General features: G+C 70.5%; 11 protein-coding genes and 1 pseudogene. 6 read left to right on the top strand and 6 right to left on the bottom strand.

The window, feature by feature from the left end:
- Window positions 1–176: 176 nt before the first annotated feature.
- Window positions 177–836, bottom strand: coding sequence for an Rv3235 family protein (locus tag OHA64_RS19260; protein ID WP_405614605.1), 660 nt, complete (start codon window positions 834–836; stop codon window positions 177–179).
- A 338-nt stretch (window positions 837–1,174) separates the two neighbouring features.
- Here OHA64_RS19260 and OHA64_RS19255 point away from each other — a divergent pair, with 338 nt between their 5' ends.
- From OHA64_RS19255 to OHA64_RS19245, 3 genes are all read left to right on the top strand, one after another.
- On the top strand, window positions 1,175–1,693 hold the full coding sequence (locus OHA64_RS19255; protein WP_405614603.1) for a DUF6912 family protein: 519 nt from the start codon (window positions 1,175–1,177) through the stop codon (window positions 1,691–1,693).
- Window positions 1,694–1,796: 103 nt separating this feature from the next.
- Window positions 1,797–2,462: an HAD family hydrolase gene (locus OHA64_RS19250; RefSeq protein WP_405614601.1), complete on the top strand. Its 666-nt coding sequence runs from the start codon at window positions 1,797–1,799 to the stop codon at window positions 2,460–2,462.
- 469 nt (window positions 2,463–2,931) lie between these two features.
- Entirely contained in the window at window positions 2,932–7,863 is a 4,932-nt protein-coding gene (locus OHA64_RS19245) for an NAD-glutamate dehydrogenase (protein WP_405614599.1), read from the top strand.
- A gap of 162 nt (window positions 7,864–8,025) precedes the next feature.
- Here the strand turns inward: OHA64_RS19245 and OHA64_RS19240 are convergent, their stop codons facing one another.
- Together OHA64_RS19240 and OHA64_RS19235 are read right to left on the bottom strand one after the other, a co-directional pair.
- The gene (locus tag OHA64_RS19240) at window positions 8,026–8,955 is read right to left on the bottom strand and encodes an ABC transporter ATP-binding protein (protein WP_405614597.1); all 930 of its coding nucleotides are present in this window, start codon (window positions 8,953–8,955) and stop codon (window positions 8,026–8,028) included.
- On the bottom strand, window positions 8,948–9,865 hold the full coding sequence (locus OHA64_RS19235) for an ABC transporter permease (protein WP_405614596.1): 918 nt from the start codon (window positions 9,863–9,865) through the stop codon (window positions 8,948–8,950). The genes OHA64_RS19240 and OHA64_RS19235 overlap by 8 nt, the downstream gene beginning before the upstream one ends.
- A gap of 240 nt (window positions 9,866–10,105) precedes the next feature.
- Between OHA64_RS19235 and OHA64_RS19230 the strand changes: the two genes are divergently transcribed.
- Together OHA64_RS19230 and OHA64_RS19225 are read left to right on the top strand one after the other, a co-directional pair.
- Window positions 10,106–10,732 carry a TetR/AcrR family transcriptional regulator gene (locus OHA64_RS19230; protein ID WP_405614594.1) on the top strand — a complete coding sequence of 209 codons (627 nt, stop codon included), beginning with the start codon at window positions 10,106–10,108 and terminating at the stop codon, window positions 10,730–10,732.
- 89 nt (window positions 10,733–10,821) lie between these two features.
- Entirely contained in the window at window positions 10,822–11,478 is a 657-nt protein-coding gene (locus OHA64_RS19225) for a response regulator (RefSeq protein ID WP_405614592.1), read from the top strand.
- Between the two features lie 77 nt (window positions 11,479–11,555).
- On the opposite strand, the gene galE is transcribed toward OHA64_RS19225, so the two are convergent.
- Window positions 11,556–12,548 (bottom strand): UDP-glucose 4-epimerase GalE, encoded by a 993-nt coding sequence (gene galE, locus OHA64_RS19220; protein ID WP_405614590.1) that lies wholly within the window; start codon window positions 12,546–12,548, stop codon window positions 11,556–11,558.
- Between the two features lie 119 nt (window positions 12,549–12,667).
- Window positions 12,668–13,165: pseudogene (locus OHA64_RS19215) on the bottom strand (MarR family winged helix-turn-helix transcriptional regulator); the annotation flags it as partial.
- 128 nt (window positions 13,166–13,293) lie between these two features.
- Here OHA64_RS19215 and OHA64_RS19210 point away from each other — a divergent pair.
- Window positions 13,294–13,707 carry an organic hydroperoxide resistance protein gene (locus tag OHA64_RS19210; RefSeq protein WP_405614588.1) on the top strand — a complete coding sequence of 138 codons (414 nt, stop codon included), beginning with the start codon at window positions 13,294–13,296 and terminating at the stop codon, window positions 13,705–13,707.
- A 35-nt stretch (window positions 13,708–13,742) separates the two neighbouring features.
- Here the strand turns inward: OHA64_RS19210 and OHA64_RS19205 are convergent, their stop codons facing one another.
- On the bottom strand, window positions 13,743–15,338 hold the full coding sequence (locus tag OHA64_RS19205) for a hypothetical protein (protein ID WP_405614586.1): 1,596 nt from the start codon (window positions 15,336–15,338) through the stop codon (window positions 13,743–13,745).
- Window positions 15,339–15,379: the final 41 nt, after the last annotated feature.

The following is a 15,379-nucleotide window of genomic DNA, read 5'->3' as shown; positions in this document are numbered from 1 at the left end:
GGTCGAAGTGACGGTGCGGTCGCCTGCGGCGCTGTAGCGATGGGCGAAGGGCCGGGTCACCTCTGGGTGCCGGCCCTTCGGCATGCCGTGACGGGGAGGCACGGGGGCGGTTGCTGTCAGCCGTCGTCAGCCGTCGTCAGCCGTCGTCAGCCGTCGTCAGCCGTCCTCAGCCCTCCTCAGTCGTCGTCCGTGTGCGGCCTGCGTGGGCCGCCCAGTTCCACCGCCGTGCAGCGCCAGCGCAGGTCCCTGCCCTGTTCCAGGCGGAAGGCCATGGCGCGCAGCTGGTCGCCGGCTCCGATGCGGGCGAATGCCTCGATGGCGCCGGGGCGGGGGACGTAGTAGCCGATGTCCCGGACGACCGGTGCGGTGCCCCGGGTGGTGCGCAGGGGGCCGCGATCGGCGAGCCAGGCCAGTTCGTCGTAGGCGCGGCCCGCGGTGTGCCGGAGCATCCAGTGGACGGGCCGTCGGCCGCTCAGGACCGCGAGCAGGCGGTCGGCGAACACGTCGGTGGGTCGAGGCTGCGGGAGCGGCCTGCTCGGGGCCGGGGCGGGAACGACGGGGGCGACGGGGACGACGTGAGTGGGAGCGGGCGTCGGGGTGGGTGTGAGGGACCTGAGGGCGGCAGGGGAGGTGGTCGGTGGGCGGTTGTCGGTGGGCCGGGTACGGAGGGCAGTGCCTCGGCCGCCCGGTGAGCCCGGCGGTCGGCCGTCCGGGGCAGTGGTGCGGGTGGCGCCCCCGCCGGGCGTGCGCGGGGGTGTGCCGCCGGGGCGGCGCTGGTCGCGACGGCTTGTGGGGCGGGTGCCGGGGTGGCTCGCCCTGGTCATGACCTTGTTCATGTCCGTCCCCGTTCGATCGGCTCGGCAGTACCGGGCAGTAACTTCTGGTTGGGGATCTTGTACGGGGCCGCGGGGTGCGGAAGCAAGGCGACCAAGGCTCGGGTCGGGGCGCTCGGGATGTTCACTTATCCGGGTGATCGAGGCGGGAAAGGCTGAGGTGGCGAGGGCGTGGAGGGTGACTTTCGAGGTCGTGGGTTGACGTCCGAGGGGGTGTGGGCAGGGACTCGAAAGGGGACGCCCGCACGTATCCTGAAGTCCGTCCGGGGGATGCGGATTCGCGCTTCCGGGACCTGTGCGGAAGCCTCCGACCACGGAACCGACCACGAAAGCGGCCAGTCATGCGCGTCTACGTCCCCCTGACCCTTTCCGGTCTCGCCGAGGCGTACAAGACGGGAGAGCTGGGGAGCGGGCCGTTCGGCGCGTACGCGGTCACGCCGGCGTTGCGCGAGTGGTACCTCTCCGACGACATCGAGGAGTTGGAGTACGCGGCGCTGAACCGCGCCGCCCTGGCCTCGCTGCGGCTGCTGGCGGCGGACCCGGATGCGGCGCGACGCCGGGTCGTGGTCGCCGTGGACGTACCCGACGGGACAGCGACCGCCGATCCCGACCGGGCGCTCGATCCGGCGGTGCTCGGCGAGGTGCGGGTCACCGGGACCGTACGGCTGGCCAAGGCGGCCGCCGTGCACGTCGACTCGGACGACGCGGAGGCGGATGTGGCCGCCGCGGCCGAGGCCCTCGCGGCGGCGGACGACGGGGACGACGACGCGCAGTTCGTCGTGGACGGGGCCGAGGACCACGAGTTGCTGTGGTTCGCGACGCAGGAGATCCCGAACCTGGTGGGGTCGGTGGAGGACTGAGCGGGCGGCTCGACGCGCCTCTCGAATGCCGGGCCCGACAGCCTCTCGGTGGGTTCTGACCTGTGGTCTCTTGATTGTCAGTGCGGGCGGGTAGTTTTCTGACATGGGGAAGCAGACAGGCGCACACATTGTCTGGGACTGGAACGGCACGCTGTTCCACGACAACGACGCGATCATCGGGGCGACGAACGCGGCGTTCGCCGAGCTGGGGCTGGCGCCGCTCACGATGGAGCAGTACCGGGCGCTGTACTGCGTGCCGGTGCCGAAGTTCTACGAGCGGCTGATGGGGCGGCTTCCCACCGATGCCGAGTGGGAGGTCATGGACGTGACCTTCCACCGGTACTACGCCGAGCACCGGGTGGGGTGCGGACTCACGGCGGGGGTGGTGGAGCTGCTGTCGGGGTGGCGGTCGGCGGGGCGCAGCCAGTCGATCCTGAGCATGTACGTCCATGACGAACTCGTCCCGTTGGTACGGGGGTTCGGGATCGAGGCGCACTTCCTGCGCGTGGACGGGCGGACCGGACCGTCCGGCGGGAGCAAGGCCGAGCACATGGTGCGGCATCTGGCGGCGCTCGCGGGGGTGGACCCGGCTCGGACGGTGGTGATCGGGGACGCGGCGGACGACGCGGTGGCGGCGTTGCATGTGGGGGCGCGGGCCGTGCTGTACACCGGGGGATCCCACGGGCGGGCCAGCCTGGAGGAGGTCGGGGTGCCTGTGGTGGACACGCTGGCTGAGGCGGTCGTGGAGGCGGAGCGGTTGGCCGCGTGAGAGCGCGGGGCGGAGTCTGCACCCACGCCAGGACTCCCGCCCCTGTGCGAAACGTCAAACTTCCACCCCCAGTTTTGTACACATACGGCTCATGACGGGGCCCCTGTGCGGAGCGATAGCCTTGGTGGCGTGATCAGCGCGATAGTTCGCGGGGGCGTCATCGCCTCTGCCCTGCGCCCGGGAAGCACGGAGTACCTCCGTGACCGGGCGGCGGTCGCTGGTCTTCACGGGCGGGACGGGGGCGCAGGAGCCCCCAGGACGCCGTACACACCTTGGAAGCACGCGCCGCAGAGAGCAGCGTCACACCCCGAGGGCGTGTCGAGAATGGCTGATATCCCCCCGCTCATCTCACCCTGCGGCATAGCGTCGGAGCAGACCGGACACCCCGCGTCGCGGCGTCACGTCACAGGGGAAGAGACCGTACTTCCTTCTACGTCACGCAACGGCGCGCGACAGGAGCCAGAGGACAATGCAGACCAAGCTGGACGAAGCCAAGGCCGAGTTGCTCGAGAGGGCCGCCCGGGTTGCTGAGAACAGCCCGGTCGGGGGGCACCTACCGACCGGGACGACGGACGCGAGCACGCCTGACCGGGACACCCTGCTCGCGTTTCTCCAGCGCTACTACCTGCACACCGCACCGGAGGACCTCACCGGCCGCGACCCGGTCGACATCTACGGTGCCGCACTCTCGCACTACCGGCTGGCCGAGAACCGCCCGCAGGGGACGGCCAACGTGCGGGTCCACACGCCCACCGTGGAGGAGAACGGGTGGATGTGCAGTCATTCGGTGGTCGAGGTGGTCACCGATGACATGCCCTTCCTTGTCGACTCCGTCACCAACGAACTGACCCGGCAGGGACGCGGGATCCACGTCGTCATCCACCCGCAGGTCATCGTGCGGCGCGATGTCGCCGGCAAGCTCAGCGAGGTGCTCACCCCGCCCCTGACCGGCGGGCTTCCGCACGACGCGCACACCGAGTCCTGGATCCACGTGGAGATCGACCGCGAGACCGACCGCGGCGACCTCAAGCAGATCACGGCCGACCTGCTGCGTGTCCTGTCCGACGCCCGTGAGGCCGTCGAGGACTGGGAGAAGATGCGGGACGCGGCCCTGCGCATGGCCGACGAGCTGCCCAAGGAGCCCATCGCCTCCGACCTGCGGGAGCAGGACGTCGAGGAGGCCCGCGAGCTGCTGCGCTGGCTGGCCACGGACCACTTCACCTTCCTCGGGTACCGGGAGTACCAGCTGCGGGAGGACGACTCGCTGGCGGCCGTGCCCGGGACCGGGCTCGGCATTCTGCGGTCCGACCCGCATCACGCCGAAGGCGACAGCCACCCCGTCAGCCCCTCCTTCGAGCGGCTGCCGGCCGATGCGCGGGTCAAGGCGCGCGAGCACAAGCTGCTGGTGCTGACCAAGGCGAACAGCCGGTCGACCGTGCACCGGCCGTCGTACCTCGACTACATCGGCGTCAAGAAGTTCGACGCGGACGGGAACGTGGTGGGTGAGCGGCGGTTCCTCGGACTGTTCTCGTCCGCCGCCTACACCGAGTCCGTGCGGCGCGTGCCCGTCATCCGGCGCAAGGTCGAAGAGGTACTGGAGCGGGCCGGGTTCTCGCCCAACAGCCACGACGGGCGCGATCTGCTCCAGATCCTGGAGACGTACCCGCGCGACGAGCTCTTCCAGACCCCGCCCGACGAGCTGCAGTCCATCGTCACGTCCGTTCTCTACCTCCAGGAGCGGCGGCGGCTGCGGCTCTACCTGCGGCAGGACGAGTACGGGCGCTACTACTCCGCCCTCGTCTATCTTCCGCGCGACCGGTACACCACGGGTGTCCGGCTGCGGATCATCGACATCCTCAAGGAGGAACTCGGCGGCACCAGCGTCGACTTCACGGCCTGGAACACCGAGTCGATCCTCTCCCGGCTGCACTTCGTCGTCCGTGTCCCGCAGGGCACCGAACTGCCGCAGCTCAGCGACAGCGACAAGGACCGCATCGAGGCACGGCTGGTGGCGGCCGCGAGGTCGTGGGCCGACGGGTTCGCCGAGGCACTGAACGCCGAGTTCGGCGAGGAACGCGCCGCCGAACTGCTGCGCCGCTACGGCAACGCCATCCCCGAGGGCTACAAGGCCGACCACAGCCCGCGCTCCGCGGTCGCCGACCTGGCGCAGATCGAAAAGCTCACCGAGGAGACGGGTTTCGCGCTCAGCCTCTACGAGCCCGTGGGCGCCGCCCCCGAGGAGCGCCGGTTCAAGATCTACCGCAAGGGCGACTCCATCACCCTGTCGGCCGTGCTGCCGGTCCTCAACCGGCTCGGCGTCGAGGTCATGGACGAGCGGCCGTACGAACTGCGCTGCTCGGACCGGAGCGTGGCGTGGATCTACGACTTCGGGCTGCGCATGCCCCGGCCGAGGAGCGGCAGCGGCGACTACCTCGGTGACGACGGGCGCGAGCGGTTCCAGGACGCCTTCGCCGCCACCTGGACCGGCAAGGCGGAGAACGACGGCTTCAACTCCCTCGTGCTGAGTGCCGGGCTGAACTGGCGTCAGGCGATGGTGCTGCGGGCGTACGCGAAGTACCTGCGGCAGGCGGGCTCGACGTTCAGCCAGGACTACATGGAGGACACCCTCCGCAACAACGTCCACACCACCCGGCTGCTCGTCTCGCTGTTCGAGGCGCGGATGTCGCCGGAGCGGCAGCGGGCTGGGCTCGAGATCGTCGACGCGCTCCTCGAAGAGGTCGACGCGGCTCTCGACCAGGTGGCGTCGCTCGACGAGGACCGGATCCTGCGGTCCTTCCTCACCGTCATCAAGGCGACCCTGCGCACGAACTTCTTCCAGGAGGCGGCGGGCGGTCAGCCGCACACGTACGTCTCCATGAAGTTCGACCCGCGGGCCATCCCCGATCTGCCGGCCCCGCGCCCGGCGTTCGAGATCTGGGTGTACTCGCCGCGGGTGGAGGGCGTGCACCTCAGGTTCGGGAAGGTCGCGCGCGGCGGGCTGCGCTGGTCCGACCGGCGTGAGGACTTCCGGACCGAGATCCTCGGCCTGGTCAAGGCGCAGATGGTGAAGAACACCGTCATCGTGCCGGTCGGCGCCAAGGGCGGTTTCGTCGCCAAGCAGCTGCCGGACCCCAGCGTGGACCGGGACGCCTGGCTGGCGGAGGGCATCGCCAGCTACAAGACCTTCATCTCGGCGCTGCTCGACATCACCGACAACATGGTCGCCGGTGAAGTCGTCCCGCCCGCCGACGTCGTCCGGCACGACGAGGACGACACGTATCTCGTCGTCGCGGCCGACAAGGGCACCGCGACCTTCTCGGACATCGCCAACGGGGTCGCCGAGCAGTACAACTTCTGGCTCGGTGACGCCTTCGCCTCCGGCGGCTCGGCCGGCTACGACCACAAGGGCATGGGCATCACCGCCCGCGGTGCCTGGGAGTCCGTGAAGCGGCACTTCCGCGAGCTGGACGTGGACACGCAGGCCGAGGACTTCACGGTCGTCGGCATCGGTGACATGTCCGGCGACGTGTTCGGCAACGGCATGCTGCTGAGCGAACACATCCGGCTGGTGGCCGCCTTCGACCACCGGCACATCTTCATCGACCCGAACCCGGACGCGGCCACCTCCTACGCCGAACGCCGCCGCGTCTTCGAGCTGCCGCGCTCCAGCTGGGCCGACTACAACACCGAGTTGATCTCCGGGGGCGGCGGGGTGTTCCCCCGTACCGCCAAGGCGATCCCGGTCAACGCGCACATCCGGGAGGCCCTCGGCATCGAGGAGAAGGTCTCCAAGATGACGCCGGCCGACCTGATGAAGGCCATCCTCAAGGCGCCGGTGGACCTGCTGTGGAACGGCGGCATCGGGACGTACGTGAAGGCGAGCACCGAGACGCACGCGGACGTCGGCGACAAGGCCAACGACCCGATCCGCGTCGACGGCGCCGACCTGCGGGTCAAGGTGGTCGGCGAGGGCGGCAACCTGGGCCTGACCCAGCTCGGCAGGATCGAGTTCGCGCGGCTCGGCGGCAAGATCAACACGGATGCCATCGACAACAGCGCGGGCGTGGACACCTCCGACCACGAGGTGAACATCAAGATCCTGCTCAACGGCCTGGTCGCGGACGGCGACATGACCGTCAAGCAGCGCAACAAGCAGCTCGCCGAGATGACCGACGAGGTCGGCCGGCTCGTCCTGCGCAACAACTACGCGCAGAACACCGCCATCGCGAACGCGCTCGCCCAGTCCAAGGACATGCTCCACGCCCAGCAGCGGTACCTGCGCCACCTGGTGCGTGAGGGCCTGCTGGACCGGGGCCTGGAGTTCCTGCCCACCGACCGTCAGATTCGCGAGCGGCTGAACACGGGGCAGGGCCTGACCAGCCCGGAGACGGCCGTGCTGCTGGCGTACACGAAGATCACCGTCGCCGAGGAGCTGCTGCACACCTCGTTGCCGGACGACCCGTACCTGAGCGTCCTGCTGCACGCGTACTTCCCGAGCGCGCTGCGCGAGAAGTTCGCCGACCGCATCGACAACCACCCGCTGCACCGCGAGATCACCACGACCGTGCTGGTCAACGACACGGTCAACACGGGCGGTACGACGTATCTGCACCGGCTGCGTGAGGAGACCGGTGCCTCGTTGGAGGAGATCGTCCGGGCACAGACCGTGGCCCGTGCGATCTTCCGCTCCGGGGTCGTGTGGGACGCGGTGGAGGCCCTCGACAACAAGGTCGAGGCCGCCGTGCAGACCCGCATCCGGCTGCACTCGCGTCGCCTCGTCGAGCGCGGCACGCGCTGGCTGCTCAACAACCGGCCGCAGCCGCTCCAGCTCGCCGAGACCGCCGAGTTCTTCGCCGACCGTGTCGAGCAGGTGTGGTCGCAGCTGCCGAAGCTGCTGCGGGGCGCTGACCTGGAGTGGTACCAGAAGATCTACGACGAGCTGACGGGCGTCGGTGTCCCGGGCGACGTCGCCACCCGGGTGGCCGGGTTCTCCTCGGCCTTCCCGACGCTCGACATCGTCTCGGTGGCCGACCGGATGGGCCGGGACCCGATGGATGTCGCCGACGTCTACTACGACCTCGCCGACCGTCTGCGCATCACCCAGCTGATGGACCGCATCATCGAGCTGCCGCGCGCCGACCGCTGGCAGTCCATGGCCCGCGCGTCCATTCGCGAGGACCTGTACGCGGCCCACGCGGCGCTGACCGCGGACGTTCTCGCGGTCGGCAATGGCACCTCGACCCCCGAGCAGCGCTTCAAGGCGTGGGAGGAGAAGAACGCGCCGATCCTGGGCCGGGCGCGGACGACTCTGGAGGAGATCCAGAGCTCGGACTCGTTCGATCTGGCGAACCTGTCGGTGGCGATGCGGACGATGCGGACGCTGCTGCGGGCGCATGCGTGACCAGGCTGGTTGCCCTACGGGTTCGTAGACGTACGGGTTCGTAGTCGCACGGATTGGTAGCCGTACGACCATCAAAAGGGCGCCCCGGGCCGTTGCGGCTCGGGGCGCCCTTTCTGTCTTCGGAAAGCGCAGATCCCGCAGGTTTCGCAGGTCCCGCAGGTCTCACGAGGGAAGCGGCACCTTGGCGGGCTCGGACTGCGACTGTGGCTGCGACTTGGACTGCGACTTGGACTGCGACTCGGACTGAGGCTTGGACTGCGGCGTGGCCTGCTTCTCGGGCTTGGTCTTCGCCTTGTCCGGGCCGCCGGTGAATGCCTCGTACGCCTGCAGCACCTCCTCCGTCGGCCCGTCCATGCGCAGTTCGCCGCGCTCCAGCCACAGCACCCGGTCGCAGGTGTCACGGATCGACTTGTTGCTGTGGCTGACCAGGAACACCGTGCCCGCGTGCTTGCGCAGCTCGCGGATCCGGGCCTCGGAACGCTTCTGGAAGGAACGGTCGCCCGTCGCCAGCGCCTCGTCGATGAGCAGGACGTCGTGGTCCTTGGCCGCGGCGATGGAGAAGCGCAGGCGGGCGGCCATGCCGGAGGAGTACGTCCGCATCGGGAGGGTGATGAAGTCGCCCTTCTCGTTGATGCCGGAGAAGTCGACGATGCCGTCGTAGCGGTCCTTGACCTGCTCGCGGGACATCCCCATGGCGAGGCCGCCGAGGTAGACGTTGCGCTCGCCGGTCAGGTCGCTCATGAGGGCAGCGTTGACGCCCAGGAGGGAGGGCTGGCCGTCGGTGTAGATATGGCCGTTCTCCACCGGGAGCAGGCCCGCGACGGCCTTGAGCAGGGTCGACTTGCCGGAGCCGTTGGTGCCGATCAGGCCGATCGCCTCGCCCCGGTAGGCGACGAAGGACACGTTCTTGACGGCGTGCACCTTGCGCACACCGGCCGCCTGCTCGGTCTTCCTGCGACGCAGCATGCGGTTGAGGGCGGCGGTCGCGGAACCCCGGCCGGCGCCGGTGCCGTTGACCCGGTAGACGATGTCGACGCCGTCGACGACGACGGTGGGGACCTGTTCCTGCGGGAGTTGCGTGTTGTCAGCCACGGCCGTACGTCTCCTCAGCCTTCCAGAAGTAGATGAAGCCGCCGACGCCGACGAGCAGGGCCCAGCCGGTCGCGACCGGCCACACGTGGGGTGGCAACTGGCTCGAGTGGAAGCTGTCGATCAGGGCGAAGCGCATCAGGTCGATGTAGACGGCGGCCGGGTTGGCCCGCAGCACGGGCGCCACCCAGGACGGCAGGTCGCTGTGGTTGCTGAGCAGGCGGTCGAGGCTCCACATCACGCCGGAGACGTACATCCACGTGCGCAGGACGAACGGCATCAGCTGGGCGATGTCCGGTGTCTTCGCGCCCATCCGCGCCAGGATCATCGCGATGCCCGCGTTGAAGGTGAACTGCAGCACCAGCGCCGGGATCGCCAGCAGCCAGGACGCGGCCACCGGCACACCGAAGAAGAGCAGGATCACGACCAGGGCCGCCATCGAGAACAGCAGCTGCTGGAGCTGCTGGAGCGCGAACGAGATCGGCAGCGCGGCCCGAGGGAAGTGCAGTGCCCGTACGAGGCCCAGGTTGCCGGAGATCGCCCGGGTGCCCGCCATGATCGAGCTCTGCGTGAACGTCCAGACGAATACGCCCGTCACCAGGAACGGGACGTAGTCCGGCACGCCCCTCTTGGTGCCCATCAGCACGCCGAAGATGAAGTAGTAGACCGCCGCGTTCAGCAGCGGGGTCATCACCTGCCAGAGCTGACCCAGCTTCGCCTGGCTGTACTGCGAGGTGAGCTTGGCGGTCGAGAAGGCGGTGATGAAGTGACGCCGCGCCCACAGCTGGCTGACGTACTCGCGCAGGGTGGGGCGGGCGCCGCTGACCGTGAGGCCGTGGCGGGCGGCGAGGGCCGCGAGGTCGTCGGTCGCGGGTGCCGTCGTCGGGGGCGGTGTGTGGAGGGCCTGGCTCACATCCGCTGCTTTCGTTCGGGGGGTGGGTGGTGCGTGGGGCTGTGGTGCGGGGGGTGTGGTGCGTATGGAGTTGTGCCGCGTGACAGGTGGCGCGGCCGACGTGTCCGTCGCCCGGCGTTTCCTTACGGTTCTCTTCATGTTTTCTTACGTCGGGACGGGACCGTATCGTCGCAACGTGAGCGTAGGCCGATGTGACGTCGGAACGCAACCGTTTCGTCGTAACGCCCTATGCTGGTCCGTATGACGACCAACGCCGAGGAGCCGAAGACCCGTCCGCGTCGCCGGGCCCCCGCGGGGGCCGCCGTGCTGCGCGAGGATGTGACGGAGGCCATCCGGGGAGCCGTCTTCGAGGAGCTCGCGGCCGTCGGCTACGCGCGGATGTCCATCGAGGGGATCGCGCGCCGCGCGGGCGTCGGCAAGACCGCGGTGTACCGCCGCTGGCGCTCCAAGCTGCACCTCGTCCTCGACCTGGTCTCCGCGCTCGCCGTGCAGGGCCTGCCCGTACCGGACACCGGCTCGCTGGAGGGCGACCTGCGGCTGCTGTACGAGCTGACCTCCCGGGCCCTGCGGCACCCCGTGGCCTCGCAGGTCATCCCCGATCTCCAGGCCGAGGCGGCCCGCAACCCCGAGATCGCCGAGGCCCTGCAGAAGGCCCTGCGGGAGGGACAGGAGGGCGTCGCCAGCAAGATCGTGGTGGCGGCGGAGGGACGTGGCGAGATCCGGAACGGCTTCGACGCGGACCTGGCGCTGGACCTGATCTCGGGACCCCTGTACTGGCGCTCGGTGGTGATCCGCAGCCCCAAGCTCCCGAAGGGGTACCTGGCGTCCCTGGCAGGGGCCACCGCGGAGGCGCTCAAGGCGCTGTGAACGCCTGCGCGGTGTCGCTCGAGGCGCTGTGAGCGTCTGGGTCGACCGCGCCGGAGCATGCCCGAGGGCCCCGTAGGACCATGGGTGCCATGAGAGTGGTGATCGCCGAGGACAACGCCCTGTTGCGCGAAGGGCTCGTCCTCCTGCTGACCTCGGCCGGACACGACCCGGTGGCCGTGGTCGGCACCGGCCCCGAGATCCTGCCCGCGCTGTTGGAGCACCGCCCGGACGTGGCCGTCCTGGACGTGCGCATGCCGCCCGACTTCCGCGACGAGGGACTGCGCGCCGCCCTCGCCGCGCGCCGGGAACTCCCGGGTCTGCCGGTGCTGGTGCTCTCGCAGTACGTCGAGGAGTCGTACGCCGCCGAGTTGCTGGCCGGGGGAGCGGGCGGCCTCGGCTACCTGCTCAAGGACCGGGTGGGCCGGGTCGACGAGTTCCTGGACGCGCTGGAGCGGGTCGCGGCCGGCGGTACGGCCCTGGACCCCGAGGTGGTGACCGAGCTGCTCACGCGCCGCCGGGACTCGCCGCTGGACTCGCTGACGCCGAGGGAGCGGGAGGTGCTGAAGCTGATGGCGCAGGGGCATGGCAACGCCACCATCGCCGGGATGCTGGTGGTCACCGAGCGCGCGGTCCACAAGCACATCGGCAACGTGTTCCTGAAGCTGGGCCTGCCGCCGAGCGACAGCGGACACCGCCGCGTACTGGCCGTCCTGGCGTACCTGAACAGCGCGGGCGGGAAGGCGTAGGCGTGCGCCGGGCCAGGTCGTGGTTCACCGTCGCCCGCATGACGCCCGGCAGGGAGTGGACGGCGATCGTGGGCGCCCTACGACAGCACTGAGCCGCGGGCCGCTTCCGGGTGGAGGCGCAGCCAGCCGTTCCAGGCCGACGTGATCATGTCCTGGATGTCGTGCTTGGCCGTCCAGCCGAGTTCGGTGGCGGCCCGGTCGGCGGAGGCGACGACGCTGGCCGGGTCGCCCGGGCGGCGCGGGGCGACGGTCGGGGGACGGTCGTACCCGGTGAGGGCGTTGACGCGGTCGATCATCTCGCGCACCGAGACGCCCTCACCGCGGCCGATGTTGAGGGTGAGGTCGAGGCCGGGGGACGACCGAAGGGCGCGGGCGGCGGCGACATGGGCCTCGGCCAGGTCGACCACGTGGATGTAGTCGCGGACGCACGTCCCGTCCGGGGTGTCGTAGTCGTCGCCGAAGATCCGCGGAGGCGCGTTCTCGGTCAGCTTCTCGAAGACCATCGGGATGAGGTTGAAGACGCCCACGTCGGCGAGCTCGGGGCTCGCCGCGCCCGCCACGTTGAAGTAGCGCAGGGACGCCGTGGCCAGGCCCGTGGCCCGCCCGGTCGCCCTGACCAGCCACTCGCCGGCCAGCTTCGTCTCGCCGTACGGAGACATCGGGACGCAGGGGGTCTCCTCCGTCACCAGGGTCACGTCCGGCATGCCGTACACCGCGGCGGAGGACGAGAACACGAAGGACGGCACGTCCGCCGCGGTCACCGCCTCCAGCAGGACCCGCAGGCCCTCGACGTTCTCCCGGTAGTAGTGCAGGGGCCGGTCCACCGACTCGCCGACCTGCTTCTTCGCCGCCAGATGGACGACACCGGTGACCTCGTGGTCGGCGAGGGTGCGCGCCACGCGCTCGGCGTCCAGGGTCGATCCGGTCACCAGCGGTACGTCCTCGGGGACGCGGTCGGCGATGCCGGTGGACAGGTCGTCGTACACCACCGTCTGTTCGCCCGCGTCGGTCATCGCGCGTACGACATGCGCCCCGATGTAGCCGGCGCCGCCGGTGATCAGCCAGGTCATCTGCGGCCGTCCCCTTGTCCGTTGGCTTCTGTGTGGAGCGGATGGGCTCCTGTTCCGTCCTCAGTCAAGCAGGCGGCGGCGTCTGAGGCGGCAGGTGCGACGACTTCCTCCTCACACCCCGGCGTCTCCCCCAACGCCGCCGCGTCCAGCGTCGAGGTGAGCTGGTCGAGGCGGTCGCGCAGTGCGCGGATCTCGTCGAGGTCGAAGCCGGTCGCGGCGGCGATCCGGGGTGGGACGCGGACCGCGCGGTCGCGCAGCGCCGCGCCCTCCTCGGTCAGCCGTACCTCCACCGACCGTTCGTCACGGGCGCTGCGCTCCCGTCGTACGAGTCCGGCCGTCTCCAGCCGCTTGAGCAGCGGGGACAGTGTGCCGGAGTCGAGGCGCAGGTGCTCGCCGAGCTTCTTGACCGGCAACTCGCCCTGTTCCCACAGCACCAGCATCACCAGGTACTGCGGGTAGGTGAGCCCGAGGTCCTTGAGGAGCACGCGGTAGACGCCGTTGAAGGCGCGTGAGGCGGCGTGCAGGGAGAAGCAGATCTGGGAGTCCAGGCGCAGCCAGTTCTCCGCGGCGGCTGCGGTGGAGGCTGCGGCGGCGGGTGGGGTCGGGGTCGGGGTCATGCCTGTCATGTCTCCAGGGTAGCTCTTGCGAGCCACTTAGTTGTGCACAACTTAATTGTGTGCTCTACTTGTCGTCGTGAGGCGGCCTGACGGGCCACCGCAACATGACTTGAGAGGGATGGTTATCCATGGACGCGCTCTACACCGCAGTCGCCACCGCCACTCACGGCCGTGAGGGCCGTGCGGTTTCCTCCGACGGCAAGATCGACCTCGCGCTGGCCATGCCGCCGGAGATGGGCGGCAACGGGCAGGGCACCAACCCGGAGCAGCTGTTCGCCGCCGGTTACGCCGCCTGCTTCGGCAGCGCCCTCGGCCTGGTCGGCCGGCAGGCCAAGGTCGACGTGAGCGACGCCGCCGTGACCGCCGAGGTGGGCATAGGCAAGCAGGGCGAGGGCTTCGGCCTCAAGGTCACCCTCCGCGTCGAGCTGCCCGACTCCGTGGACGAGGCGGCCGGCCGCAAGCTGGTCGAGCAGGCCCACCAGGTCTGCCCCTACTCCAACGCCACCCGCGGCAACATCGAAGTCGATCTCGTCATCGAGTGACTCTGGTGACCCCAGCTCCGTAACCCCGAGGAGCCTCACCCGACCCGCGCCAGCACCTCCCCCGTCCGCCCGCTCCACGCCACCACCACGGCCTCCTCGGGTACCGGGTGCCAGCGCGTCAGCAGCAGCCAGCGCACGTGATAGCGGTGGGCGACGGCGGCGCGTTCGGCGCGGGTCGAGGTCGGGGCGAGGTAGGCGCGGACGTCCGCGAGGCGTCGCAGCCGCTCGCGTTCGTCCAGGGCCGCGTCCGGCCAGGCGGGCGCGGCGAGGTTCGGGCCGTAGCCCGCGATCGCGTGTACGGCGTAGTAGCCGTCGGTGATCACGACCTCGCCGGGCCCGATGTGCCGCGCGGCCCACTCGTATGTCGGCCAGCGCGGCGGCTGCGCGAAGCCGACCGGGTCCAGCGCGCGCGGCACGACCGCCCCCGCCTGCACGGCGAGGAAGCCCACGCACGCCCCCGCCGCCGCGGCGCCGCCCAGCACCCGCCGCCACACCCCCCACGGCCGGGGCGCCGCCAGCTCCACCGCTAGCGCGAACTGCGGCGGCACCAGGGTCAGCCCGAGGATCCGGCCGTACGTGTAGTGCCCGCTGACCCAGCCGTACGCCACGACCAGGCAGTCGAGCGCGAACAGCAGCACCAGCGGATCCCGCCAGGAACCCCGTCGCGCCCGCAGCCACAGCGCCGGCACCCCCAGCAGCGCCAGCCAGAAGTGGCCGCCGAGGCCCAGGTACAGCGTCCGGTGCATGGCGTCGACGCTGCCGTCCCCGGCCAGCGCGAGCACGTCGAAGTACGGCCAGCAGACGGCGACCAGCACAGCCGTGCCGCCTGCCAGGACCCAGCGCCCGGCGAGGGCAGCGGACCAGTTCCGCTGCCACCCGGCCACGAACGCGACCGCCCCGAGCACCGCCGCCACCGCCGTGATCGGATGGCTCAGCAGGATCAGCCCGTACAGCGCGCCGAGCCCCACGTACCCGCCGGCCCCCGGCAGCCCGCTCGGCCCGACGTACCGCACCGTCCGCCCCGCACCCCGCGGCGGACCGTCCCCAGGCATCGGCGCCCCGCCCCGCGCCCGCGAGCCCGTCAGCCCCCACGCCCAGAACGCCAAGCCGATCGCGAACGTCGACGGATACCCCAGGTTCCCCGTCATCGACATCAGCCCGAGGTACCCGCTCCACCAGGCCCGTTCGGTCCCCCACAGCAGCGTCATCGCGGCCAGCGCCAGCACCGGCGCCCACTGGCGCGGCGTCAGCACCCGCACGAAGCGGCCGATGCCGGTCAGCAGGACGAGCAGGTTCAGCGGCCCGGCGAGCTTCACCACCTCCCAGCCACCCAGCCCCGACAGCCGCGCGAACGCGCCCTCGGCCACCGCGTACGGCGAGTAGTAGGGGCTGCCCGCTCCCGCCAGGTCCGCCATCGGATGGCGTGGCTGGAGCAGATGGCTCTTCAGGCGTTCGACGACCGCAGCGTGCTGGCCGGCGTCACAGCACAGCGGCACCCGCCAGTACGCCAGCGACATCACCAGCCAGAACAGGAAGCCGAAGACCTGGTACGGCGTCGGACGCCGGATCCGGCCGCCGCGCAGCGCGGTCGCGCCGCGCACGGTCCGCCGGACCAGGACGCCGGCGGTCATCGGACGGAGGGAACACACGTGGGCTGGGGCATTGCCCGTAT

The sequence above is a fragment of the Streptomyces sp. NBC_00076 genome (assembly GCF_045041235.1).
GTDB lineage: Bacteria > Actinomycetota > Actinomycetes > Streptomycetales > Streptomycetaceae > Streptomyces.
The sequence above is the reverse complement of the archived record's forward strand: the minus strand, read 5'-3'. Positions and strand labels throughout refer to the sequence as shown.

Bases quoted from the DNA above. Each gene is read 5' to 3' on its own strand.
- OHA64_RS19245 (WP_405614599.1), top strand. From the start codon at position 2,932: ATGCAGACCAAGCTGGACGAAGCCAAGGCCGAGTTGCTCGAGAGGGCC.
- OHA64_RS19205 (WP_405614586.1), bottom strand. From the start codon at position 15,338: ATGACCGCCGGCGTCCTGGTCCGGCGGACCGTGCGCGGCGCGACCGCG.
- OHA64_RS19230 (WP_405614594.1), top strand. From the start codon at position 10,106: ATGACGACCAACGCCGAGGAGCCGAAGACCCGTCCGCGTCGCCGGGCC.
- OHA64_RS19255 (WP_405614603.1), top strand. From the start codon at position 1,175: ATGCGCGTCTACGTCCCCCTGACCCTTTCCGGTCTCGCCGAGGCGTAC.
- galE (WP_405614590.1), bottom strand. From the start codon at position 12,548: ATGACCTGGCTGATCACCGGCGGCGCCGGCTACATCGGGGCGCATGTC.
- OHA64_RS19210 (WP_405614588.1), top strand. From the start codon at position 13,294: ATGGACGCGCTCTACACCGCAGTCGCCACCGCCACTCACGGCCGTGAG.
- OHA64_RS19225 (WP_405614592.1), top strand. From the start codon at position 10,822: ATGAGAGTGGTGATCGCCGAGGACAACGCCCTGTTGCGCGAAGGGCTC.
- OHA64_RS19260 (WP_405614605.1), bottom strand. From the start codon at position 836: ATGAACAAGGTCATGACCAGGGCGAGCCACCCCGGCACCCGCCCCACA.
- OHA64_RS19250 (WP_405614601.1), top strand. From the start codon at position 1,797: ATGGGGAAGCAGACAGGCGCACACATTGTCTGGGACTGGAACGGCACG.